The organism is Haloterrigena sp. H1 (assembly GCF_005938085.1).
GTDB lineage: Archaea > Halobacteriota > Halobacteria > Halobacteriales > Natrialbaceae > Natrinema.
The window spans coordinates 703252-727733 of the sequence record NZ_SMZK01000001.1 but is presented as its reverse complement, the minus strand read 5'-3'; the positions used below and the strand labels follow the sequence as shown (position 1 = coordinate 727733).

Below are 24482 nucleotides of genomic sequence, written 5' to 3'. Positions count from 1 at the left end.
CGTCACGCGCTGACGGACGCGAAATGTCGATCCGCCTGCTGACCGTTCGCGGTGTGTAGACGGAACTGCACACCAGACATACTGTCGTGCGATCTTGGCACAGCAGCAAGAACCACTGCAAGTCACCAGCCGTGGCTGCGCTCGGCCGGTCAGTCACGGTAGACCATATACCCTCTCGTCTCGGCGAACTCGAGTTCGGTATCGCCGACGACCTCGAAGGCGTACTCAGGTCCGTCGTAGTTGACGACGACCTGCGTGTTCTCGACGGTCAGCTCCATGTCGGATCGGCTCGTCCGACACTGGCGGTCGGGATAACTGCGAACGTGATGCTGCGTACTACCAGATGGGTGATCGCAACAGGGTGGAGAGACAGCGACTTACTCGTTGAGATGGGACCGGTACCCTTTGGGCTCGAAGCCGCGGCGACAGATCACGCGCTTGCGACCGACAGTGATGGCGCTGATCTGGTCGTCGGCTTCCATACGATCGATGACGTCCTCGAGATGATCCTGTGACCAGTCAGTTTCGTCTAGAATGGTGGATTGATCGACGCGGCCGCCGCGTTTGACGAGCAGTCGGAGAACCTTGTCTTCGTCCGGGAGGTCGTGTTCGTCGACGCCGTATTCGATTTGCTCGGCATAACTCAACGTTTCGTCGTCGGCTGCCGGACTCGAGTCTGCGTCTGCGTCCGGTGTCGTCCCGGACTCGTCCGATGTGGACTCGTCGGTCGAACTGCGCCAGAGAGACGAGAGACGGGCCCGGAGTGCGTCGAATACCATCTATTGATCACCGTCCATTGGGTCTGTCACAACTTGTACGCCCACCTACCTTGATTTTATGTTTTATGAATGGCATGGGTAGTGTCCGTCGGAGATGTCGTAGCTATCGTGACGGTGCGGGTATCAAATAGCGGCCGCCTTGCGACCCGCAAGTCGGTTATCACATTCGACAGCCGACAGGTCCGCCGACATCACGAACGGCGGCTCACTCGAGTCGGGAGCCGTCGTAGTCGTCGGCGAGCGCATCGAGAGCCTCGTGGTGGTTCGTCGAGTGGGGCGCGGTCAGCGGCGAGACACTTACTTTCCCCTCGACGACGGCCCGGCGGTCGGTTCCCGGCGGGTCGGGGAGCGCGTCTGGCGTCATGTCGTCCCAGACGCGGTCGTGAAGCGTGACGTGTGTGCCGTCGCGTTCGGCGTCCATCTCGTAGCGCTTCGAGGGACGGGTGATCTCGAGTGGCGCGGGCTCGCCGTCGGGCAGCGGGACGTTGACGTTGAGGTAGGCGGCGTGCTCGAAGACGCCGGCCTCGAGCGCACGCTCGGCGAGATAGGACGTGACGCGGGTCGCTTCGGCGTAGTCGTCGGCCGTGATCTCGACGTCCTCGAACGGGGTGTCGTCGACGGGGACGTACAGCGAGGTCGCGATCGCGGGCACGTCGAAGAAGGCGGCTTCGACGGCCGCGCTGATCGTCCCCGAGCGCCCGAGGACGTACTCGCCAAGGTTCGCGCCCTTGTTACAGCCCGCGACGACGAGGTCGGGAAACGGGCCGAGTTCCGCGAGGCCGGCGACGACGCAGTCGGCTGGCGTCCCGTGGACGGCGTAGCCGAGTTCGTGGTCGTCGACCTCGACTTCGTGTGAGATCGACCGCCCGCACGCGCTCTGGTCGCCGGCGGGCGCGACGACAGTCACGTTTGCGTGTTCGGAAAGGGCGTCGTACAGCGCCCGGATACCGGTGCTGTCGATCCCGTCGTCGTTGGTCAGCAGGATCTCGAGGTCGTCGCTCATGTCAGTGCCGTCGGGCAGCGATGCGAAAAGGTCACCGCTTCCGGCACTTGAGTTATACGGACTCCTGTACGTCAGTGCCAGTAGGACCGCAGGACGGTCGCAGTCCCACCGGTCACTCGGTACAGCAGACCGTATCAGGCGAGTCGGTCGACAATCGTCTCCTCGTCGACGACCAGATTGTAGGCTTCCTCGTCGTCGTTCCAGAGCGCGAGGATCCGCTCGAACGAACAGACCTCGCCGTAGTCGGCCTCGAGCAGCGGCCGGTTGAGCGACGTTTCGTTGGTCACGACGGCGTAGTGGTCGATCTCCTCGCTGCCGTCGCTGATCTTGAAGATGGGGTTCGACCGACCGCCGTAGCCGCCGTCGTCGGCCTCGCTCAGCGATCGGCTGAGCTTCGCCGCGACGAGGTCGATCCGGTTGGTAACGTGGCGTTCCATCTCGGCCATCTTCGCCCACTTGCTGGTCTCGAGGGCCATATCGATCCGCCGACGGCCGTCCAGGCGCAGCATGGAATAGGAAAACTGGACGTCGACGTTGACGAACTCGCCGGGTGCGTGTGCATCCTCGTCGGCTGGCGTGGCCTCGTCGAGACGGCGCTGGAATCCCGGCACGGCGAGATCCGGCCGCACGTCGAACGACCAGCCGCGATCCGAGGGCGTGTCGCCGGACCAGAGCCGGACGGTAGGGCCGTAGACGGTCACCTCGCCGAGGCAGTGGTCGGCTACGTCTGTGCCATCGTCCGTGTCCCCAGTGCTCCCGAGGTCGACCGCATCTCGGTCCCATAGCCGCTGACCCTCGAGGTCGCGTTCGACCTCGCGCAGCCCCACGCTGGTGTTTTTGTCCGCAGGAGCCATCGCGAGCAACGTCCCGTCGGGTGCGAGCGTCTCGAGGAACGACCGTGTCACTGCAGCGGGCTCGTCGAGTTCGCTCAATACGTTACAGGCGAGGACGAGATCGAACCCGTCGTCGGGGGCAGTCGGATCGAATCCGTCGCTGGCGGCGTCGCTCGGGTCGAACGCTTCCGCGGTGGTCCGGTGAATCGTCGTGTGGACGTTTCGCCCGGTTTCGGCGAGCAGATCCTCGAGGACGTCCGCGACCGCGCTGGGTTCGATCGCGTGGTAGTCGACCAGCGCGTCGTCGGGGAGGAAGTCACAGAGCCCGAGTGCGGGGCCGCCGACGCCAGCGCCAACGTCGAGAACGCGAAGCTTTCGGCCCAGCAGCCCACGATCCGCGAGGTCGTCGAGCGCGTACTGGACGGCGGCGTAGTAGCCCGGCAGGTGATAGATCGCGTAGCCTGCCGCCACGTCGTCGTCGTACTCGACCGAGCGGCCGTCGAGGTAGTCGGCTTTGAATCGCCGGATTGTCGACCGGAGCAGATCGCCAGACGCCCCTTCGTACCAGTTTGGCCCATAGCGGTCGGCCAGCAGGTCCTCGAGCCGGCGTTCGTAGTCGGCCGGGAACCGCTCAACTGGCCCTCGAGAAGGTCGAACCGAGTCGTCGTCGACAGGGACGAACGTCCCATCGTCTTGCTCGAGCAAGCCGAGGTCGGGAGCTTCCTCGCGAAGGAGCTGTTTGACGACCGCCGGATGCGGCGCTCCCTCGATGTAGTCGGCGATCTCGTCGGGGTCGATCGGTCGGACGTTACGTAGATACTTCGCGTTCGAGCGCACGACCTCGCGGTGGTCACTCATGTCGTCTTCCCCTCAGTGTTGTGCCGCTCGTCGTGTCCATCGTGCCAGTTCGCAGCCGCCGCTTGGTACAGCGCCTCGAGGTCGTCAGCATCGGCAGCAGCGATCTCGGCCGCAGCGTCGGCGACGGCGTCGGCACCGTCGAAGGTCGCCTGAATATCGGCGTAGACTCGCGGCGTCCCCGCCGTCACCTGTGTGGCGAGTCGTTCCATCGTCTCGTAGATCGGCGTCTCGAACCCCTCGGGGACCGACTCCGCCGCGAGGGCAAAGGAGAGAACCGCAGCGTGGGTCGCCGCTTGCACGGTCTCCATCGCCTCGTCGTGCTCCGCAGCCGTCGTCTCGAGTAAGTCGTTGCCACGGGCCTCGAGCGTCGCGAGTACCTCGTCGGTCATCGGCCCCGATCGATCGCGAACGACGGCGATCGAGCCGGGTGCCCGTTCGGGTGCAAACAACGGGTGGAGGCTGGCCCGTTCGACAGCTGGCGCGTGGCGTTCCATCGCTTCGAGCGCGGGTTCCATCACGCCCGAGACGTCGACGATCGCTCGCTTGGCCCGCGTGGCCTGGGCGGCGATCACCTCGGCCACGTGGGTCATCGGCACCGCGAGACAGACGACATCGTAGGTCGTCTCTCCCTCGAGATCGGCGACAGCACCGCCGACGGCGTCCGCCGCAGCCGCCGCGGCGTCGCCGTCGATATCGGCGAACGCGACCTCGGCGTCGACGGCGTCGCCGAACCACGTTCCCATCGACCCTGCGCCGACGATCAGTACGTCCATTGCTTGCTCCTACCTGCCGGCGTTGCAAAAGCCGTTCGATCGATACGCATGCAGGAGCAGCGATACCCGTCGTTGTCGCATTCGGTACTGGCTCACATCATCTCAGCTGAACGTCAGAATATACAAGTTATTTGAATCGAGACTGTCTGTATGGATCCCGGCCAGTTGCTGTCCGTATTGCTCATCGCGGGGGCCGGCCTCATCGTGCTCACGACCTATCCGTATCTAGCGACCGGTATCGCGTACCGCGATCGTGATAACGGCCTGTCGTATATCCTGTTTCTCATGGGCGTCGCGGTCTGGAACGGACTGTTCGCCGCACAGGCCCTCGATCCACGGCCGATCGTGAAGGGGTTTTTCTTCAGCATCGCGACGCTGGGCGCCGTCCTGGCCGGACTGGGCTGGCTGCTGTTTGCCAGTACGGCGAGTAGCACACCGCTTCTCGATCGCCGCCAACTGGTCTATCGCGTCGTTGCCCTGCTCGCTGGGATCGACATCACGCTCGCGATCACCACCCCGACACACTCGCTGTACTGGACCGTTACGGACACGCCACCCGTCTCGCTCGCCTTTACTGGCATCGTCCCGAACGTCGGCTACTGGCTGCACACGGTGTTTCTCACGGCCCTGTTCGGTGTCGGCGCGGCCCTGTTCGGTCGTGCATGGCAGAACGGAACCGACGTTGCATACACGCGTCTGTATGCGCTTGCCGGGTTCACGACGGCAGTGGCGATCCTTGGGAGCAGTGTCCTGCTTCCCGGCACCACGTCGATCGCGCCGCTTGCTGCAGGGTGTCTGACGACGATCGGCTGGATACAGGCCCAGCAAAAACGATATCTTCGGCTCCCACGGCCATACCGGTGGCTGAGCAACTTGCTTCGGTGACGGTCCGCTACTTCACCCTAACAGTGTCAGCCAACAGTCTACTGTAGGGCCGGATCAAAACTACGCCCATGACACGCATCGGGATCGTCGGGGCTGGTGTCGGCGCAGCAGCCGCGACGTACGCCCTTGAGGAAACGCGCGACGACGTGACCGTGACAGTATTCGAGAAATCGGGCGGGCTCTGTGGCCGGGCCGCGACCAGACGCCGCGACGAGATCGTCTACGACTACGGCGCGAACTACGTCAAATCCGACGACGAGCGAATTGTCGAGTTGCTGACAGAGACGCTCGACACCGAGGGGCTGGTCGACGTGACCGAGCCGGTGTGGACGTTCGACCACACGGGCGAGGTGTCGCCGGGCGATGGCCGCGACGAGCACAAGTGGACCTACCGCCAGGGATTGACCCAGATCGCAAAGCGGCTCTTTGCACGCACCGACGCGACCGTCCACCGCAAGACGCGCGTCGAGACGATTAGCCGGACCGCGGACGAGACGTGGGAACTCGAGGACACCGCTGGAACCCGTTGGGGCCCCTTCGACGTCCTGCTCCTCAATCCGCCAGCCCCCCAGACCGCCGATCTGCTGCGGACGGCCGATTGGGAGAGCGACGCCCGCGATGCCCTCCTCTCGGCCGTCGACGGTGTTCCCTACCGAACGGTCTGGACCGGGATCTTCCACTACCCGTTCGAACTCGAGCGTCCCTACTACGCGCTCGTGAACGCGGACAAAGCACACGCGGTGGGCTGGGTCGGTCGCGAGGAGTGCAAACCCGGCCACATCCCCGATGGCGAGTCGCTACTGGTCGTCCAGGCTACCCACGAGTGGTCGGTCGACCACTACGACGAGCCACCGGCCGAGACTCTCGAAGAACTCGCGGCGCTGACCGCCGACCTCGTCGGCGACGAGCGCCTGCGCGACCCGGACTGGACGGACCACCAGGGCTGGCGGTACGCGCTTCCGGAGGGCGGGGTGTCCCGCGAGCCACTCGAGCGGGCCGAACGCGACGGCCTGTACTGTCTCGGCGACTGGGTCGCCGGCGAGGGACGCATCCACGCCGCGCTCCGAAACGGCCTCGCGGTCGGCAAGCGAGTCGCCGACACCGACCTATAGCGCGGCGGTCGCTTCGTCGATCACCTCGGTATCGACGAAGACGACCACGTGATCGTCGCCCTCGACAACAGTCTCACCCCGTGGCGTGATCAGTTCCTCGTCGCGGGTGATCGCCCCGATGACGATTCCATCCGGGAGGTCGGCCATCGCCTCCTCGATCTGCGTCTCGAAGAGTACGCTGTCGCGGCCGACCTCGATCTCGAGGACTTCGGCGCGGTCTGACTCGAGCATCGCGACGTTTTCGGTTCGTCGGGCGCGGGTAAAGCGGGTGATCTCCTCGGCGGTGACGAGACGCGGGTTGACGCCGACGTCGAGCCCGACCGTCTCGAAGAGGTCGACGTATTCGCCGGCATCGACGACGCCGATGGTTCGCTCGACGCCGACCCGCTTTGCGAGCAGCGAGACCAGCAGGTTCTTTTCGTCGCTATCGAGGGCAGCGACGACGAGGTCGGACTCGTCGACGTGTTCGCGGACGAGAAAGTCGATGTCGGTCGCGTCGCTTTGCAAGACCATCGTTCTCGGCAGATTCTCTGCCAGTTCCCGCGCCCGTGCAGGGTCTTGCTCGATGAGTCGCGTGTCGATCCCCTCGGCTTCGAAGAGTCGGGCGGTCTGTGCGGCGATCTCACCGCCGCCGACGATGACGATCTCGCGGACGTCCTCGAGCGAGGGGGGTGGAGTCACGAAATCGGCAAACGCACGGACGCTCTCCACGGAGCCAATGACGACGACGGCGTCGCCGGGTTTGATGATCGTCTCACCGGCCGGAACGATGACGTCGTCGTCACGCAAGAGGGCGGCAAACGTCAACGACTCGTAGCGGGCGGCATCAGATACCGTCTCGCCGGCGATGGGACTGTCCGCCATCACCTCGAACTCGGCCATCCGAACGAGGCCATCCGAGAAGGTCTCGACGTCGTGTGCGCCGGGCAGTCCAGCGATCCGGACGATCGACTGGGCGGTCTGGAGGTTCGTTCCGACCATGAAATCGACGCCGAACGCCCCCTCGGATCGCTCCCAGGTCCGCAACAGCCCCGTCTGCTTGACGCGAGCGATCGTGAACGGATCGCCGACGGCCTTCGCCGCCCCGCAGATGACGATGTTCGTCTCGTCGATGTCGGTGCTTGCGATGACCAGATCCGCGTTCTCGATGCCGGCTTCCTCGAGCGTCTCGATGGCGGTGCCGTCGCCCCGGACGGTCAACACGTCGTGGGAGTACGTGATCGCCTCGATCCGGCTCGGATCCGTGTCGATGACGACGACGTGGTGGTCGTGCTCGAGGCTGGCGGCGATGTTCGAACCGACCTGCCCCGCACCGACGACGATCACGCGCACCGGCGGCTCACCCGCGACGATCGCGGACGCGAAACGGCGTGGCTCCGGCTCATGGTCTCGCTATCGGGTCCCGCCAGTAAGTCGGTTGGCCCTGCACTCGACTCGTGAACCGACCGGCCGGGCTAGCCGTCGGCAACAGTCACTGAAGGAGGGTCAGGGCATCTCGTGGACCGTCAACTCGACGTCACGCCGCTGGCCCTCGATGTCGGTGACAAGTCGCTCGACGACGGTTTCCGCCTCCGCGAGCAGTTTGGGCTCGACCTTGTCGATGACCCAGTCTAACGAGACGAACCGCGGCAGCGAGATCGCGTTCGTGTTCGCCGAATGGGGGTTATAGATGGCATCGAAGTAGATCCGACTCGCCGTCGGAGCGTCCGCCGGTGCCGACTCCGGTTCCGGTTCGACGCGCCACTCGCCACGGGCGTCGATGTCGTTGACCAGCCGCCACTCGAGCGAATGCGGCGGCGTAATGTCGATCACCTTCGAGCGGGCAGTGTAGCTGAGCTTCCACCACGTCAGCGTGAGGTCGTAGACCGAGCCGACGTCGCCGTCGCCGTTGATCCGGACCTCTTTCAGGTGGTCCGTGTACCGCGGATAGTCGGCGAACGAGCGCACGTGCGGGAACACCTCCTCGGGTGACCGGTGGGCGAGCGTACTGAGGAGAATCCTGTCCACACCCATGTTAGGGGGTATTCAAACGTAAGGATTGCTGTAGAACCAGTCGCTGTACAGGCCGGCAGACAGTAGTCCGTAACTACTCAACACCTCCCGTGCGATCGTGCCAGGCCCGTGCTATCCGCAGCCTCATACGGGTGACTGTTCAGTCAGTTCCGGTGCAACCGCGACCCGCACTGCGGTCCCACCGGTACATCGGTACAGCAGACCGTATCAGTCGCTCGAGGCCGATCGCGATCCCGTGTCATTCTCCCGGAGCGCGTCGATGCGGGCCTCGATTGGGGGATGCTGGGTCGCGAGGCTGTAGAACAATCCCGCCTCGAGGCGAACGTCGTTCGCGTCGGCAAGCGTCTCGAGGGCATCGACCATCGCCTCGCGACCGGCGGTACTCGCCGCGTAGGCGTCTGCACGGAACTCCTGCCAGCGTGCGAGTCCGCCCAGCAAGAAGACGCGATACAGCACGTAGACTCCAAGAAGCGGAACAAAGTAGCCGACGAAGCCGAACGTCACCGCCAACCAGCCGAACCCGACGTGCTGGGCGACGAGCGCCCAGGCGCCAAAGACGGCAACGGTGAGTATGCCGCGCTGCCAGAGGTGACGGCCCGCGACGTGGCCGAACTCGTGAGCGAGGATCGCTCGGAGTTCGTCGTCGTCGCACTCATCGAGGAGATAGTCCGTCAGAAAGACGTACTGCAGTCCGGGGAGCGTGCCAGCGACGAGCGCGTTCGCAGTCTTGGTCGACTCGCCCTCGAGCAGGTAGACCCCGCGGGGACTGTGGCCTGCCGCGTCACAGAGGCGCTCGACGCGTTCGCGACGCTGTCCCTCGAGCGGGTCGTGCGTCCGCGTAAGGACGAGCAGGTACGGCGAGAGACCGAAGCCGACGAAAACGAGGACGCCGAGCGCGGCGACGAGGACGAGACGCGACACGCTACCGGTCGAGACGAGCGCGATGAATCCGCCGATTCCGAGCACTGCCGTGCCGATCGCGACCATCAGGGCGACGGCCACTCGGCTGACGCGTCGCCATGCCGACATCGTCGTTGCCCGGAGCGAGCGGACCGTCGGATACGTGGCGAGTGCCATCGACACGAGCGGGACGGCGACGATGCCGAACGAGATCAGTACGATCGCCGCGAACTCGAGGAGCGCGATCCCGAACAGGTGGGGCCCTGCTGCCGCGACACGAGCCGTCGTTCGGTCCATCAACCCAAACGCGTATACGCCAAGCAGCGCGAGGGCCGGCAGTCCGAACCCCGCCGCCTGCTGAATGCGATTGAGACGATGTAAACGGTCTTCGGTCGGTGCATCCATCGCCTCGACGCGCCGAGCGTACGCTCGAAGTCCGAGGAACGGCCCGACCGCGAGGGCGAGTATGAACGCAGCGACGGCAAGCATAGCCTGCGGATCGATAACACTATTCAAAGTTATGCGTCGCTTTCGACGCGAAACGAGTTGAAACGGGGACCGTCTTGTGCACAGTCACCCGGCGGACGGTAAACGGATGGCAGGCACCAAGGCAACGCCAACCGCACCGAGGAGACGGACAGCTGTCAGTGAGTGGCACCGCGATCCCGAGCCGTCCTACGGTCACGCCGACACCTCGTGACAGCAGACCGCGTCGCGCTCTCGCTGTCACCGGCCGTCCGACTGCCGGCGCTGATCAGGACGTCCCGACGCCGTCGACGGGATCGACACCGTGCCCCGTCTCGGCAGCATGACTCTCCAAGACACTGATCTCGAATTCGACACGTTCACCGGCGAGTTCGTGATTGAAGTCGACCGTTACGGTCTCGTCAGCCACGTCGACGATCCAGCCGATCTCGCCGGTCTCGCTCTCGACGAGTTCGCCCACCTCGGCGTCCGTCTCGCTACGGGCCTCGATTTCCTCGCGGGGAACCGTGACGATGGCATCCTCGTCGACGGTCCCGTAGGCCGATTCGGGCTCGAGGACGACCGTTTTCGTCTCGCCCTCAGCCATCCCCTCGACGGCCTCGTCGAGCCCCGGGAGGACGTGTCCCTCGCCGACGCGGAACTCGAGGGGCTTGAAATCACGAGTGTCGTGGTAGATCCCCTCCTCGAGGGCGACGTCGACGTCGGTCGTCTCGAACACCTCTCCTGCCTCCGGGCCGCCGACGAGGCGACCGGTCAGATGGACGATAGCGATGTGACCGGGTTCGATCATGACTCCTCGACGGTGCAGTCGACGGCGTGGGGCATGTAGGCGTTGTTGCCGTAGCCGCTCTGGTTCCACGGATACTGGTCGTCCGCGATACTGCGGAGCTGGGCGTCCGGATCGGAGATCGTCGCTGGCTGTGTGTAGCCCCGGTCGTCGGTCGCCCGCGAGGCGAGCGTGTGGTCGCCCGTCGACGGGTCTTCCCAGACGTAACGGAACTGCCGCCAGCCCGAGCTACCGTCGACCGGGCCGAAGAACTCGGCTTCACCCCACGAGTCGCCGCCATCGGTCGAGACCTCGACCATGTCGAGGCCGTCGTCGCCGGCCCACGCGACGCCGATGACCTCGATGGTGCCGGCGGGTGACGGTGAGACGGTCTGTCCCTCGCCCGGATAGCCGATGAGCGATTTCTCGACCTGGTCGTACATGTAGGCGTTGTTGATCGCGTCGGTCTGTTCCATCTGCTCGCGCGTGTCATAGACCGGGATGTCTTCGTAGTGTTCCGCGCCGTCGTCTTCTTCGGGGACAATCCGGTAGGAGTACTGCTGCCAGTGGGTGTAGGTCCGCTGTCCGTCTTCGGGGGCCCCCTCTTCTTCCCACTCGTCGCCGATGACCATCGTTTCCATGACGTGCATCCGGTTGACCCACTTGACGTTGTTACAGCCGAACCAGCCGGGCACGAGCAGCCGAACCGGGAACCCGTGATCGGGCGAGACCGGCGACCCGTTCATGTTGTACGCCAGCAACGTGTCATCCAGCACCTTCTCCATCGGGATCGACCGGGTAAAGACGTCTTCCCCCTCCGGATGTTCGCCACCCATCACCGTGAGGAAGTACCCTTCGCCGGTCTCGGCTCCGTAGTACTCGAGGATCTCCGAAACCGGCGTCCCCGTCCAGACGGTGTTGCCGACCGCGCCGAACGTCCACTGGTTGCCTCCTACCTTCGGGTCGAAGTACGACCGGCCGTTGCCGGCACACTGCATCGTGTGAGTGACCGAATCAGTGCTAAAGGAGTGTTTGATCTCCTCCATCGACAGGTCGACCTCGTCGTCGACGAGGCCGGTCAGTGAGACCGACCAGTCCGACTCCTGGATGTCGGGCGTCGGGTAGTGATTCCGGATGTAGTGTTCCTCGCGTGGCGTGATGTAATCCGTGTACGTCGATCTGGCGGCTGCCTCCGCGTTCTCCGGCTCCGGCGAGAGGATGCGCAGGCCTGGATAGCGCTCCTCGAGTGATGGGCCTCCATCCCCGCCGTCCGATCCGTTGGTGTCGCCACTCTCTGCACAGCCGGCGAGCACGCCGACGCCGGCCAGCGCCCCGGTCGCCATCAGAAATCGCCGTCGTTCGACGAACCGATCGCGTCGCGAACCGTCCGCTGACCCGTTCCCCTCGCTCGATTGCTGACGAGACATGCTGTGTGTTGTCCACGGTAGACAGTATCAAACATTGGCTGGTCCACACCAACCCTATTCGGAGACGGTCACCGTTCCGACCATCCCCTGTCCGGCGTGGGGTGTGCAGACGTAGACGTACTCGCCGGGAACGGTAAACTCGTGTTCGAAGGTTTCGTCGACGGCCATGATGGCGAAGTGATCGTCCCCTTCGTAGGACGTAAACGGCTCTGCATCGTCGGGGTTTTCGCACTTCGGGGAGGCATCCGGATGGCTCGTAACGTTGTGTCCTTCACTCAACGCAGTCCACCTGACCGTCTCTCCGGTCGCGATCTCGATTTCTTCGGGCTCGAATCGAAGGCGTCCCTCCGGGCCGACATCGACGTCGGTGACGCCGTTTTGTCCGTTCGCGCCATCCGTTCCGTTCTGATCACCGTCTTCGCCACCGGAACAGCCCGCAAGTGTCGTTCCGAGCGCCACCGTGCCAGCCGTCCGAAGGACCGTGCGTCGTTCGATCATCGTACAGACCACCGCAAGTCCCCGGTCCGCATAGATCCTGAATTGGCACAGACCAACCGCAACCCTCCCGAGACGCGGCTGTAACCGATCGGGTACGTCACCACCGTTCGACCACTCGTCTCGGATCGGAAGTTCGGGCGACCATCGGAACGATTTTTCAGTCCGCCTCGAGCGTTACCGAGAGGACGGACACCGTATTAAAATAAATAATACATATATAACGACGCGTGTGGTGTATTACCACATGCGCGAGCTGACTTTCGAACTCGAGTATCAGGATGGGGTCGATCCCGTGATGGATACGTTCATGGAGTATCCAACGCTGTCCTCGGATTCGATCGCCAGTTGTGTCCGCCGGGATCGGCTGTGGTGTATCGAGCGGTTCGTGGGACCCACAGCGGCACTCGATCGGATCGAGCGCCTCAGACTCGAGGCGGAGACGCCGACCGAGGAGATGACGACGACGGACTGCGATGCGGTTCGACAACACGAGGTTCTCGAGCGGTCCTCGACGACAGTCGTCTTCTACTCGTTTCTGAAACGACTCCACACCTGTAACTCCGTGGCAGCCCTCGCGGCCAGACATCTCGATCTCGGTCTCGTCTGTCAGTCACAGCGACGCGGGAACTGTCACGAGTGGCGGCTGCTCATGCCGTCGGACGAGAACGTCGACGTGTTCTCGGAAAAAGTCCAAACGCATCTCGGTGACGGGATCCGATTTACGATCGGTCGACTCGGCGATGCCGAGCAGTTGAACTACGACTCGCTGGCGACCGTCTCGATGCCTCACGAACAGCGAGCCACGCTCCGGGCAGCCATCGAACACGGCTACTACGAGACGCCACGGGAGATCACCATCAGCGAACTCGCGACCGTTCTCGACGTACCCCAGTCGACGGTTTCCTATCGCCTCCGGCAAGCCGAAGCGCAACTCGCCAAGGGCTACCTCCATCGCTCCGACGACGAGTTCCGTACACGGGCCGCACACACTACGTGATCACGGTCGCTTCACCGGGCTCGAGGTTCGGTCACGCGAGACGCCCCCACGCGATGTGCTCCCAGAGCCGTTCGTACGCGTAGTACGTCCCGGTCTTGACCACGTTAGCCACGAGGCCAATATCGATGGCAGTCCGTACGTCCCCGAGGACGACCCAGGCGACGACGACGGTGACCGCGACCATCAGGAGCCGATAGCCCAGCGTCTTGATCACCGCCCGCTTTCGCGCCTGAAACGGACGAGGCGTGCTGTCCGTTGATTGGGCCATACTACCAACCACCACGATCGGGGGTTTAAATGTAACCGATACCAGGTTCGTTATTGCCTTCGTGTAACCATAAGTGATTTCTCCTCTTCCAACGGTCACGTGCGGATCGGCATAGCCGTGTGCATCACGTAACGAGCGCCGGCTAGCATGATAATCTTCTATACGCGGCCTCGACAAGCGCGAGCCATGCGAGACGTCTGTATCGTCGGCGGCGGCACCGCCGGCCTCGCCGCGTCGATCTTCACCGCCCGCGCGGGACTCGACACCCTCGTCATTGACGGGGGCGAATCGATCCTCGCGCGCAACGCCAGCCTCGAGAACTACCCCGGCTTCCCGAACGGCGTCGATGCCCGTCGGTACCTGCAACTCACCCGCGAGCAGGCCCAAAACGCAGGTGCCGGATTCGAACTCGGGCGCGTGACGCGTGCTGAACCGATTGATGAGACGGATCTCGAGGCGGGCTTCGTCCTCGAGACCGAAGGCGGCGACCCGATCGAAACACGGCGTGTGATCGCGGCCTCGTGGTCGGACAGCGAGTATCTCGTCCCACTCGATGTCGGCCGCATCCAGCGCGGGAGCAAACACTTCGTCGACACCGACGACGCCGGTCGGACGGCCGTCGACGGCGTCTACGCCGCAGGCCGACTCGCGGACGAACCCCATCAGGCGATCGTCGCCGCCGGCCACGGCGCGAAAGTCGGGCTCGCCGTGATCCACGACTCGGACGCGAACTTCTATCACGACTGGGTCGCCCCCGAAGGTTACTTCACCGGCCGGGGCCGCGAGGTGCCGCCGGGCTGTGAAGAGATCGACGACGCGGAACGACACGAGCGCGACGAGACCGCGAGAGCGCGCATGCTCGAGGCTTTCGCGGAACCGTTAGACGAGGTGCCAACGATGCACCCGAGTGTCGAGGACGACTAAGTCATACGGACTGCTGTCAGTCAGTTCCGGCGCACCCGCGACCGTCATGTGGGTGCGCCGGAAATCGTGGCAGCAGACCGTATCAGCCACGCGACGCGACCGTATCCTTTTGCTGAATGCGTGCGTCGACTCGATCGATGGAAGTCGCCATCCTCACCGTCGGCGACGAAGTACTCGCCGGGGACATCGCGAACACGAACGCGCAGTGGCTCGCGACCCGGTTGACCGACAGCGGCGCGACCGTCGACCGAATTCTGACGATCCCGGACGATCGCGACCGCATCGCGGCGACGATCCGGGAGTGGACGACCGACGTCGACGCTGTGATCGTGACCGGTGGCCTCGGCGGCACCCACGACGACGTTACCGCCGACGCGCTCGCGGACGCGTTCGACCGCGAGCTGGTCGTCGACGAGGCCGTCCGGCAGGACGTCATCGAGACCGTTGCGGCGTACCGAGATCTCGACCCTGAAACGGTTACGGCTGAAGAACTCGACTTCGACGTCGACGCGTGGGCAGCGCTGCCCGCGGGGAGCCGTCCGCTACGCAATCCAGAGGGGCTGTGCCCCGGCTGTGTGCTCGAGACCGTCTACGCGTTCCCGGGCGTGCCCGCGGAAATGCGGGCGTTGTTCGAGCAGGTCGCCGCGGAGTTCGATGGCGAGACGATCTCGCGGATCGCGTACACGCCCCAGCCGGAGGGGACGATGGCCGAGGCCATCGACGGCGTTCGCGAGCACTTCGACGTGACGATCGGCAGCTATCCGGCGACGGAGCGACGAAATCGGCTGAAGGTGACCGGCACCGATCCCGCAACCGTCGATGCGGCCCTCGAGTGGCTCGCCGATCGGGTCGACCTCGTGGCCGAGGAGTAGAATACGTGTCGGCGACGCCTCGCTACGCTTAACACACCCCGAGAGAGAGTATCAGACGAATGCTCGAGGGAGTCAACGTCGCGCTCGGAGTGACGGGGTCGATCGCGGCCGTCAAGACGGTCGAACTGGCCCACGAGTTGCGACGCCAGGGTGCCACAGTTCGCGGGGTGATGACCGGCAGTGCCCAGGGGATCATCCACCCCTGGGCCGTCGAGTTCGCCACCGACAACGACGTGGTCACGGAGATCACGGGCAGCGTCGAACACGTCGACCTCTGTGGGTACGACGGCTGGGCCGACGTCTTTCTCATCGCGCCGGCGACGGCAAACACCGTCGGCAAGATCGCCGGTGCCGTCGACGACACGCCCGTGACGACGTGTGCGACGACCGCACTCGGTGCCGATACGCCGGTCGTGATCGCCCCTGCGATGCACGAACCGATGTACGACCACCCCGGCGTGCTCGAGGCCATCGACACCGTCGCCGAGTGGGGCGTCGACTTCGTCGACCCGCGCATCGAGGAAGGGAAGGCCAAGATCGCCAGTGAGGAGGCAATCATCTCTGATGTAGCTCGTGCGGCCGGCGACCGCCCGCTCGCGGGCGAGCACGTCGTCGTGACCAGCGGGGCGACCAGCGAGTCGATCGATCCCGTCCGCGTCATCACGAACCGCTCGTCGGGGAAGATGGGCCGCGCCGTCGCGAAGGCCTGCTACGTCCGTGGTGCGGACGTGACGCTCGTCCACGACGGTCCCGACGTGCCCTACGCCGCGGTTCGACAGGTCGAAAGCGCCGCGGAGATGCTCGCGGCTACCCGCGAGGCCTGCGCGGATGCCGACGCGCTCGTCTCAGTGGCCGCCATCAGCGATTACACCGTCGAGGCGAGCGACGAGAAGTTGCGTTCGGGGCAGGATCTCACGCTCGAGCTCGAGCCGACGCCGAAACTCATCGACGAGATCCGCGCCGAGTATCCCGAGCTGCCGATCATCGGCTTCAAGACCGAAACCTCCGGTGACGAGGGGGCGATGGTCGAACAGGCTAGAGAGACCTTGGAGCGAGCCGGGCTCGCCTTTGTCGTCGCCAACGACGCGAGCGTGATGGGGAAAGAGACGACACGTGCCCTGCTCGTCCACGCAGACGACGCCGCTCGCTACGAGGGGACGAAGATCGGACTGGGCGGCGAGATCGCCGACTCGATCGCAGCAGTACTCGGAGTCGGGTCGACAGGCGGCTGATCTCGTCACAGGCTCGTCAAGACAATTATATGGGTGGGATTCATTCGTTCGAACTAATGAGTATTCGATCTGATCAAAGGGGAGCACTAGACCGGGTCGGTTTGGCAACGCGAGGTGACTGAAGTGGCACAACAGCTACGGACCGACGACGGTTCGACGGCCGACGGTGACGACCACGACGCGCCCGACGACCCGCTCTCGAAAGGCGAGATCTTCGAAGTCTTACGGAACCAGCGACGGCGCTACGTCGTGCAGTATCTCAAGCAGGACGACCGCCCGGTCGAGCTCGGCGACCTCGCCTAGCAGGTCGCTGCCTGGGAGTACGATACGACCCTTGAGGGAGTCACGCCCGAGCAGCGAAAGCGGGTCTACACGACGCTCCAGCAGACCCATCTCCCGAAGATGGACTCGAGCGGCATTCTCCGCTTCGACTCCAATCGGGGCCTCATCGAGTCGACCGACCGAACGCGAGACATCAGCGTCTACCTCGAGATCGTCCCCGACCGGGAGTTCGCATGGCGGGAACTGTACCTCTCGATGGGGGCGATCAGCTGTGCACTGGCCGCGTCGCTCTGGCTGGAGATCTATCCACTGAGTCATCTCTCGAATCTGACCTGGCTGTCCGTCGTCGCAGGCACGTTCACGCTCACGGCGGTCGCACACATCTACTACGAGCGGAACATGCGCCTCGGCCACGGCGATCAGCCGCCGGAGCTCAGCTACACCGAGTGACGACTGGCGGTGAACACCCTCGACCAGTCCGGCAATACGATCGTGTGGGCAGCAAACACATCGCGCCGCTCGGCGGCTCACTCGGCCGGATCGTCAACTTTTACTCTCCGACCGTCCGACCGACGACATGGATCAACTCAAGCAGTCCCTCCTCGAGGCTCCGATTATCGAGAAAAACGGCTATCACTACTTCGTCCATCCGATCAGCGACGGGCTCCCCAAACTCGAGCCCGGCCTGCTGCGTGAGATCGTCATCCGGATCATCCGCAAGGCCGAGCTCGAGGACGTCGATCGGATCGTCACGCCCGCGGCGATGGGCATTCACATCTCGACGGCCGTCTCCCTGATGACCGACATTCCGCTGACCGTGATCCGGAAGCGCGAGTACGGCCTCGAAGACGAAGTCGCGATCTCCCAGCAAACCGGCTACTCGGAAAACGAGATGTACATCAACGACGTCCGCGAGGGCGAGCGCGTGCTCGTCATCGACGACGTGCTCTCGACGGGCGGGACGCTCGCGGCGGTACTCACCGCACTGGACGACATCGGTGCGGAGGTCATCGACACGGTCGCCGTCATCAAGAAGGTCGGCGGCGAAAACAAGGTCGACGACGCCGGCTACGACGTCAAGACGCTGATCAACGTCGACGTCGTCGACGGCGAGGTCGTCATCGTCGACGAGGAAGGCGATCAGTAGGCGAGCGGTGACGCTATAGTAGCCACTGAAAGTCACTGCACACCCGACCGCACGACGGCTGTGCGATCGGTGTGTAAACCGTTTCAGTTGTTACTATAGATCCAGCAGTCGCCGCTGGATCGCACGCAGACGAGAGCTTTGATTGGTGGCTGTGAACCGCCTCGGGTCAAGCCCCGTGGCATTCGCCTCGACAGCCTGTAGACCGTGTCGTTCGACCGGTCGATAGCGTCTTGACTCGCCGCTAGCGGCCGAATCGGTCCATGTCGGCCCAGCACAAGGAATATGGTAGCAGGATTTGAATCTCACGAACATGGCAGGGAATCGTGTCGGCCCGGATGAACGCAGTCGGCTACGACGGCGTTCATTTCTTGCGCGTACGGGGAGTGTGGGGGTTACAGGACTGGCGGGATGTCTCAGCTTCCACAGCGTCACGGCCGACGGCCCGGCCGAGGAACTGATCGAATCGGGGTTCGCGACGGCGGACATCGAGCCGCCGTTCGAGACGACGATCGCTATCGCACAGGGCGAAGAACGATCCCGGCTCGCACAGCTCCTGCAGGACGAACTCAACGGAACCGGCTTTTTCGATGTCGACATCGAATCACGAGAGTTCGGGACGCATCTCGAGTCGATGCTCGCTGCGGCCGATACGGAGGAAAACGCCATTTTCGTTGCGAGCTGGACCGGCGGCTGGGACCCCAGCAACTACGTCACCATGCTCTTTCACTCGGAGAACCACACGCCAAACGGGCTCAACGTCGGCCACTACACGAACGAAACCGTCGACGAGTATATCGACGCCGGGCTCACCGAGACCGAGCCCGACGAACGTGTCGAGATTTATCGGGCCCTACAAACAGGGCTGGTCGCGGACTCGCCGGTGTCGTTCGTTCGGTTTCGCGAGGCAACGCACGTCTGGGACGGCGATGTTGTCGACGATTGGCGGACGTATCCGCTCCAGCCGGGGTCGTACTACGCGGTGTACGCCCCTTGGGCCGGCGTCTACACCGATCTCGAGAACGGAACGGAGTTCGTCGGCGACCTGGAAAGCGACGTCACGAACTACGATCCCGTCAAAACGAACGGCACCGTCTCGAGTCAGGCGACGGCACTCGTCTACGAGCAACTCGTCGGTGTCGACTTTGATGGTGAGGTCCAGCCGATGCTCGCGACCGACTGGGAGCAACTCGACGCGACGACGTATCGGTTCGCTCTCCGCGAGGGCGTCCAGTTCCACAACGGCGAGGAACTCACCGCCGACCACGTCAAGGGCTCGTTCGAACGTTACGAAGGCACGACCCGAGAAAGCGACGTCTACGACTGGTACGAGAGCAGTACGGTCATCGACGATCACACGATCGAGATCGAGTGCTGGCGGGAGTACGGCCCGTTCGAGACGGCGCTGTTCAACGTCTCTATCGTTCCGATGGCCGCGATCGACGGCGAGCACGACCTCCAGACGGAGGCGATCGGGACCGGCCCGTATCGGTTCGCCGAGCACGAACCAGACGACTACTGGCGACTGCGCCGGTTCGACGACCACTGGTTCGCGGGCGACGAGACGGTTCCCGCGACCGCGCCGATCGAAACCGTCACCCTCGAGATCATCACCGAACAGTCGTCCCGGCAGGCGGCGCTCGAGCGCGGCGATCTCCACTTCAGTTACAACCTGTCGCCGGCGAGTCTCGGCGATTTCGAGGCAAACGACAACTATGACGTCGGCCGGCGTGTCAGTGGCGGGTTTGATATGATTCTGTACCCCTGCTATCTGCCACCGTTTTCCGAGCCATCGGTTCGCCGCGGGTGTAACATGTTGGTTCCGCGCGAGCGCATCCGTACGAGCATCTATCACGGTGTCGGTCAGTTGGCGTACACACCGATATCGCCGCTTCTCGAGGAGTACGCGGCTGAATCGTTTCAGGAAGCGATCGCAGACGAGTACGTCCATCAGCACTGATGTCGATGTCGCTCGGTCGATATGTGGGTCGACGGCTGGCGATCACAGTGCCGGTCTTAGTCGGCGTCACCGCACTGACGTTCTCGTTCGTCCACCTGTTGCCGGGCGATACAGTCGATGCGCTCGTGGGCTTTCGAGACGTCAGCCCCGCGACCGAGGTGGCGATCCGGACCGAGTATCACCTCGATCAGCCGGTATGGAACCAGTACCTGTTGTGGGTGCGTGATGTTGCCACTCTCGAGTTCGGCGAGTCGCCGGTCACCGGTCGCGACGTGACGACGACGATCGGCAGCCGACTCCCGGCGACGCTGGCACTCGGCGGGGCGGCGTGGCTACTCGCACTCGCGATCGGAATCCCGGCGGGGATTGTCACTGCCGTCAAGGCTGGCGAACCGGCTGACGAACTCGGACGGATCGCTGCGCTGGCTGGCATTGCGACGCCGAACTTCTGGCTCGGCCTGATCCTCTCGTTCGTCTTCAGCGTCCGGCTCGGCTGGTTTCGGGTCATCCCGCCGGACGCACCGCTCGCAAGCGTTGCGACGGCGAAGTTCCTCGTGTTACCGACGATCACGCTGGGGACGGCCGCGACTGCGCTCGTCATGCGCTTGCTCCGATCGTCGATGCGACGGGAGCTCGATGCACCGTACGTCGCGACCGCGCGCGCGAAGGGGCTCCCGGAACGAACGGTGATCCTGAAACACGTCTTGCGAAACGCCTTGCTGCCGGTCGTCACCGTCGCCGGCCTCCAGCTTGCGTTCCTGGTCGACGGTGCCGTCGTCGTCGAGGGGATCTTCTCCTGGCCGGGGATGGGACGGCTGCTGGTGCGGTCGATTCTCCGGCGTGACTACCCTCTCATTCAGGCGATCGTCCTGCTCATCGGTGTCACGATCGTCCTCGCGAACTTACTCGTCGATATCGTCTACGCGATCCTCGATCCACGCATTCGATACTGACGATGAACGACCGACATACCCCCGAACGTGGCCGAATTCGAATCGTCGGCTTCGACGACGATGACAACCGATCGGACAACGACGCGAACGGAGACTACGACACCGACGGCGCGACGCCGACGGGGTCCAGTGCCGGCCCGACGACAACCGCGGAGACAGAAACGATGGGTGCGTCGACTCTCCTTCAGCCAGGACGCCGCCTCGAGAACGCGTGGCGACAATTCCGCAGAAACCGGTCGGCGATGGCCGGACTGACAGTGATCGTCGGCATGGCGGTCCTTGCGGTCTTCGCCCGGCCGATCGCGATCTCGACGACCGAGGTAACGATCACGCTCCAGCCGTTCTCACTGGCACCCTCCGACCCGTCTGCGACGTTCGTCGGGCCGGCGAACGCGCCGCCCTCGCTGGCCCATCCCTTCGGGACCGACTGGGCGGGCCGCGATCAGTTCTCGCGGGTGCTCGTCGGTGGCCGATACACGCTCAGCATCGGGCTCGTTGCCGTGGCGCTGGCGCTCTGTGTCGGCGTTCCACTCGGCGCGATCGCGGGGTATTTCGGCGGCTGGATCGACGAGGCGATCATGCGAGTCGTCGACGTGCTGTATGCCTTCCCGTTGCTGGTGCTCGCGATCGCGATCGTCCCGATCCTCGAGCCGGTGCCGATCCTCGGGAGCGGCTACTGGACGGTGGTGGTGGCACTCGCCGTCACCGGCTGGATCGGCTACGCCCGGCTGTTGCGCGGCGAAGTGCTCTCGATCCGCGAACGCGAGTACGTCACGGCCGCGCGGGTGCTCGGCGTCCCCGACCGAACGATCATCCGCCGACACGTCGTGCCGAACACCATCGCCCCCGTCATTGTCCAGGCAACGCTCAACGTCGGGACGGTCGTCCTCACTGCGGCGGCGCTTGGCTTTCTCGGCCTGGGCTTAGAGCCCGGCAGCGCCGAGTGGGGGGCGATGCTCGCACAGGGCCGCAGCTCGCTGCTGCGCGGGGACTGGCACATCACCGTCTTCCCCGGGCTCGCGATCTTCCTGTTCGTGCTGGCGATCAACCTCGTCGGCGACGGGATCAACGACGCGCTCGAGCCCGACCGGGACGGCGGCGACGATCGGAGGCGGATACGCTGATGGCGCTGCTCGAGGTGGAAGACCTGGTCGTCCAGTTCTACACCGACGACGGCATGATTCGGGCGGCCGACGGCATCAGCTACGAGATCCGCGCCGGCGAGACGGTCGGGCTGGTCGGCGAGAGCGGTGCCGGGAAAAGCGCCGTCAGCCGCGCGTTGCTCCGCCTGCTCGACGGGACAGGCGAGATCGCAGGTGGTGAAATTCGGTTTCGTGGACGCGACATCCTCGAGTTATCGGCCGACGACCTCCGGGCGATCCGGGGCGACGAGATCACGATGGTCTTTCAGGACGCCGGCGCGGCACTCAACCCCGTCTACACCGTCGGCGAACAGATCGCCGAGACGATCCGCGCCCACGAGGACGTCACCGACCGCGAGGCCCGCGACCGGACGATCGCGCTTCTCGAGCGCGTTGGCATCCCGAAGCCGGCCACACGATATTCGGACTATCCCCACGAGTTCTCCGGCGGGATGCAACAGCGAGCCGTCATCGCGATGGCGCTTTCCTGCGATCCCGCGGTGCTCATCTGCGACGAGCCGACGACCGGACTCGACGTGACGGTACAGGCCGGAATCCTCGAGTTGCTCGCGGACCTCACAGCGGAGTCAGAGACGGCGGTCCAGTTGGTCACTCACGACCTCGGCGTCGTCGCCGAACTCTGCGACCGGGTGCTGGTCCAGTACGCCGGCGAGATCGTCGAGCGTGCGCCAGTCGACGAACTGTACTACGATCCCAAACACCCCTACACCGTCGGGCTGTTGGCCGCGACGCCACGACTCGGCGACGACCGCGACCGTCTGCCCACGATTCCGGGGACGGCCCCCGATCTCGTGGCCCCGCCGACGGGCTGTCGGTTCCACCCGCGCTGTCCGTACGCTGAGGACTGCTGTGCCAACCGCCACCCGTCGCTTGTCGAACCGGCATCGGGTCGGCCAGCCGACGGTAATCCCGACGCCCACGTCGCCGCCTGCCTCGAGTACACCGACGACCTCGAGGGTGGCTTGGACTACGAGGTGCAGGTGCGAGACGAGGCGGACAACAGCTGTCGCGAACGAAAGCGGCACGGTGAGCCGCGATGAGGGCCGATGACGACGAGCCGCTATTATGCGCTGAGGGGCTCGCGACACACTACACTACTGCCGATGGCATCCTCGATCGGCTCCTCGGGCGCGGCGAGACGGTTCGGGCGGTCGACGGTGTCGACCTCGAACTTCGTGCCGGCGAGACGGTCGGCCTCGTCGGCGAAAGCGGGTGTGGCAAGACCACGCTCGGCCGGACGCTCGTCGGACTGCTCGAGCCCGCCGCCGGTTCGGTCAGCTACCGCGGGACCGATCTCACCGCGTGCTCTCGAGCCGAGCTGCGAGCCCTGCGAAGCGAGATCCAGTACGTCTTTCAGGACCCCCTCTCGAGTCTGAATCCGCAGTTGTCCGTCGCCGAGATCGTCGGCGAAGCGCTCGACGTTCACGATGTGGTACCGCCGGCGCGCCGTGACGAACGGGTTCGAGAGTTGCTCGAGACGGTCGGACTGCAGGCCGACCACGCGACCCGGTACCCCCACGAGTTCTCCAGCGGGCAGCGCCAGCGGATCGGCGTCGCCCGCGCGCTCGCCGTCGAGCCCGAGGTGCTCGTCTGCGACGAGCTGGTGTCCGCGCTCGACGTTTCGGTTCAGGCCGAAATTCTCAACCTGATTGCCGACTTACAAGACCGGTTCGGACTCTCCTATCTGCTGATCACCCACGATATCTCGGTCGTCGAGCACCTCGCCGACCGGGTGGCTGTGATGTATCTGGGCCGGTTCGTCGAAACGGGATCGACCGCCGAGGTCTTCGCCGATCCGTCTCATCCCTACACCGAAGCATTGCTCTCTGCGGTTCCCGAACCCGATCCCCGCTGGGACGGCGACCGGATCGTCCTCGAGGGAGCCGCTCCTTCACCGACTGACTGCCCGTCGGGCTGTCCGTTCCACACGCGCTGTCCGCGGGTACTCCCGCCCGCAACGTCCGACCTCGACGACGACGAGTTCCGCGCCGTGATGGCGCTGCGAACCCGACTACGCGACGCTGACGCCGACGCCGGACTCGCGGCGCTGCTCCCGCGAGTTGACGACCGCACCGGTCCGGCTGCGCTCCGAGATGCCTCCGACATCCCCCGACAGCTCTCCGATCCGGACGCCGACGCCGCGCTCGCGGATGCGCTCGAGACTGTCGCGGCTGGCGACCTCTCGAGCGCACGGGAACTGCTCGCGTCGGCGTTCGAGACGCCCTGTGAGACGACCGAACCGGCACTGGAACCGGGACCGGCCCCCCATCCGATCGCCTGCCACCGGTTCGACGACCGGTTCGCAGACGATACCGGCGCCACCCGATCTGGGACGCACTCGATTGACGAATAAG

General features: G+C 64.7%; 24 protein-coding genes and 1 pseudogene. 13 read left to right on the top strand and 12 right to left on the bottom strand.

The genetic code is table 11. From position 1 onward, the window contains the following. Positions 1 to 149 precede the first annotated feature (149 nt). The 5 genes from E2L06_RS22715 to E2L06_RS03745 form a co-directional block, all read right to left on the bottom strand. Positions 150 to 278 (bottom strand): hypothetical protein, encoded by a 129-nt coding sequence (locus E2L06_RS22715; protein WP_283241344.1) that lies wholly within the window; start codon positions 276 to 278, stop codon positions 150 to 152. 99 nt (positions 279 to 377) lie between these two features. After that, a complete protein-coding gene (locus tag E2L06_RS03760) occupies positions 378 to 779 on the bottom strand; it encodes a hypothetical protein (RefSeq protein WP_138778741.1) in 402 nt (133 codons plus the stop codon). Between the two features lie 205 nt (positions 780 to 984). After that, positions 985 to 1782, bottom strand: a complete 798-nt coding sequence (gene surE, locus E2L06_RS03755) for a 5'/3'-nucleotidase SurE (protein WP_138778740.1) — start codon at positions 1780 to 1782, stop codon at positions 985 to 987. A 134-nt stretch (positions 1783 to 1916) separates the two neighbouring features. Then, positions 1917 to 3473 carry a small ribosomal subunit Rsm22 family protein gene (locus E2L06_RS03750; protein ID WP_138778738.1) on the bottom strand — a complete coding sequence of 519 codons (1557 nt, stop codon included), beginning with the start codon at positions 3471 to 3473 and terminating at the stop codon, positions 1917 to 1919. Further along, on the bottom strand, positions 3470 to 4246 hold the full coding sequence (locus tag E2L06_RS03745; protein ID WP_138778736.1) for a prephenate dehydrogenase/arogenate dehydrogenase family protein: 777 nt from the start codon (positions 4244 to 4246) through the stop codon (positions 3470 to 3472). The genes E2L06_RS03750 and E2L06_RS03745 overlap by 4 nt, the downstream gene beginning before the upstream one ends. Positions 4247 to 4396: 150 nt before the next feature. On the opposite strand from E2L06_RS03745, the gene E2L06_RS03740 reads away from it, so the two are divergent. Both E2L06_RS03740 and E2L06_RS03735 read left to right on the top strand, forming a co-directional pair. Then, positions 4397 to 5131 (top strand): histidine kinase N-terminal 7TM domain-containing protein, encoded by a 735-nt coding sequence (locus tag E2L06_RS03740; protein ID WP_138778734.1) that lies wholly within the window; start codon positions 4397 to 4399, stop codon positions 5129 to 5131. Positions 5132 to 5199: 68 nt separating this feature from the next. Continuing rightward, on the top strand, positions 5200 to 6243 hold the full coding sequence (locus tag E2L06_RS03735) for an NAD(P)/FAD-dependent oxidoreductase (RefSeq protein WP_138778732.1): 1044 nt from the start codon (positions 5200 to 5202) through the stop codon (positions 6241 to 6243). Here E2L06_RS03735 and trkA read toward each other — a convergent pair. The 6 genes from trkA to E2L06_RS03705 all read right to left on the bottom strand — a co-directional run bounded on the left by trkA (position 6238) and on the right by E2L06_RS03705 (position 12333). Then, positions 6238 to 7575 carry a Trk system potassium transporter TrkA gene (gene trkA, locus E2L06_RS03730; protein ID WP_138778730.1) on the bottom strand — a complete coding sequence of 446 codons (1338 nt, stop codon included), beginning with the start codon at positions 7573 to 7575 and terminating at the stop codon, positions 6238 to 6240. The genes E2L06_RS03735 and trkA overlap by 6 nt on opposite strands. 153 nt (positions 7576 to 7728) lie before the next feature. Further along, positions 7729 to 8250: an SRPBCC family protein gene (locus E2L06_RS03725; protein ID WP_138778728.1), complete on the bottom strand. Its 522-nt coding sequence runs from the start codon at positions 8248 to 8250 to the stop codon at positions 7729 to 7731. Positions 8251 to 8463: 213 nt separating this feature from the next. Beyond that, entirely contained in the window at positions 8464 to 9645 is a 1182-nt protein-coding gene (locus tag E2L06_RS03720; RefSeq protein WP_138778726.1) for a M48 family metalloprotease, read from the bottom strand. Positions 9646 to 9910: 265 nt separating this feature from the next. Then, positions 9911 to 10432 carry a peptidylprolyl isomerase gene (locus E2L06_RS03715; protein ID WP_138778724.1) on the bottom strand — a complete coding sequence of 174 codons (522 nt, stop codon included), beginning with the start codon at positions 10430 to 10432 and terminating at the stop codon, positions 9911 to 9913. Further along, positions 10429 to 11835: a sulfite oxidase gene (locus E2L06_RS03710; protein WP_138778722.1), complete on the bottom strand. Its 1407-nt coding sequence runs from the start codon at positions 11833 to 11835 to the stop codon at positions 10429 to 10431. The genes E2L06_RS03715 and E2L06_RS03710 overlap by 4 nt, the downstream gene beginning before the upstream one ends. 54 nt (positions 11836 to 11889) lie before the next feature. After that, positions 11890 to 12333 carry a plastocyanin/azurin family copper-binding protein gene (locus E2L06_RS03705; RefSeq protein ID WP_138778720.1) on the bottom strand — a complete coding sequence of 148 codons (444 nt, stop codon included), beginning with the start codon at positions 12331 to 12333 and terminating at the stop codon, positions 11890 to 11892. 244 nt (positions 12334 to 12577) lie between these two features. Here E2L06_RS03705 and E2L06_RS03700 point away from each other — a divergent pair, with 244 nt between their 5' ends. Next, positions 12578 to 13330 (top strand): helix-turn-helix domain-containing protein, encoded by a 753-nt coding sequence (locus E2L06_RS03700; protein WP_138778718.1) that lies wholly within the window; start codon positions 12578 to 12580, stop codon positions 13328 to 13330. 31 nt (positions 13331 to 13361) lie between these two features. Here E2L06_RS03700 and E2L06_RS03695 read toward each other — a convergent pair whose 3' ends face one another. Further along, a complete protein-coding gene (locus tag E2L06_RS03695; RefSeq protein ID WP_138778716.1) occupies positions 13362 to 13598 on the bottom strand; it encodes a DUF2061 domain-containing protein in 237 nt (78 codons plus the stop codon). Positions 13599 to 13784: 186 nt separating this feature from the next. Between E2L06_RS03695 and E2L06_RS03690 the strand changes: the two genes are divergently transcribed. The 10 genes and pseudogenes from E2L06_RS03690 to E2L06_RS03645 all read left to right on the top strand — a co-directional run bounded on the left by E2L06_RS03690 (position 13785) and on the right by E2L06_RS03645 (position 24481). Beyond that, positions 13785 to 14522: an NAD(P)/FAD-dependent oxidoreductase gene (locus tag E2L06_RS03690; RefSeq protein WP_138778715.1), complete on the top strand. Its 738-nt coding sequence runs from the start codon at positions 13785 to 13787 to the stop codon at positions 14520 to 14522. Between the two features lie 137 nt (positions 14523 to 14659). Further along, positions 14660 to 15394 (top strand): molybdopterin-binding protein, encoded by a 735-nt coding sequence (locus E2L06_RS03685; RefSeq protein ID WP_138778713.1) that lies wholly within the window; start codon positions 14660 to 14662, stop codon positions 15392 to 15394. 59 nt (positions 15395 to 15453) lie between these two features. Beyond that, positions 15454 to 16626, top strand: a complete 1173-nt coding sequence (gene coaBC / locus E2L06_RS03680) for a bifunctional phosphopantothenoylcysteine decarboxylase/phosphopantothenate--cysteine ligase CoaBC (protein ID WP_138778711.1) — start codon at positions 15454 to 15456, stop codon at positions 16624 to 16626. A 114-nt stretch (positions 16627 to 16740) separates the two neighbouring features. Then, positions 16741 to 17358 (top strand): annotated as a pseudogene (locus tag E2L06_RS03675) (hypothetical protein). A gap of 127 nt (positions 17359 to 17485) precedes the next feature. Next, on the top strand, positions 17486 to 18055 hold the full coding sequence (gene hpt / locus E2L06_RS03670) for a hypoxanthine/guanine phosphoribosyltransferase (protein WP_138778709.1): 570 nt from the start codon (positions 17486 to 17488) through the stop codon (positions 18053 to 18055). Positions 18056 to 18440: 385 nt separating this feature from the next. After that, the gene (locus tag E2L06_RS03665) at positions 18441 to 20012 is read left to right on the top strand and encodes an ABC transporter substrate-binding protein (RefSeq protein ID WP_138778707.1); all 1572 of its coding nucleotides are present in this window, start codon (positions 18441 to 18443) and stop codon (positions 20010 to 20012) included. 5 nt (positions 20013 to 20017) lie between these two features. After that, positions 20018 to 20965 carry an ABC transporter permease gene (locus tag E2L06_RS03660; protein ID WP_138782493.1) on the top strand — a complete coding sequence of 316 codons (948 nt, stop codon included), beginning with the start codon at positions 20018 to 20020 and terminating at the stop codon, positions 20963 to 20965. Between the two features lie 2 nt (positions 20966 to 20967). Then, positions 20968 to 22089 carry an ABC transporter permease gene (locus tag E2L06_RS03655; RefSeq protein ID WP_138778705.1) on the top strand — a complete coding sequence of 374 codons (1122 nt, stop codon included), beginning with the start codon at positions 20968 to 20970 and terminating at the stop codon, positions 22087 to 22089. Next, complete coding sequence (locus E2L06_RS03650; RefSeq protein ID WP_138778703.1) at positions 22089 to 23168, top strand: ABC transporter ATP-binding protein; 1080 nt, start codon at positions 22089 to 22091, stop codon at positions 23166 to 23168. The genes E2L06_RS03655 and E2L06_RS03650 overlap by 1 nt, the downstream gene beginning before the upstream one ends. Beyond that, on the top strand, positions 23165 to 24481 hold the full coding sequence (locus E2L06_RS03645) for an ABC transporter ATP-binding protein (protein ID WP_138778701.1): 1317 nt from the start codon (positions 23165 to 23167) through the stop codon (positions 24479 to 24481). Before E2L06_RS03650 ends, E2L06_RS03645 begins: the two co-directional genes overlap by 4 nt. The last annotated feature ends 1 nt before the right edge of the window (position 24482 follow it).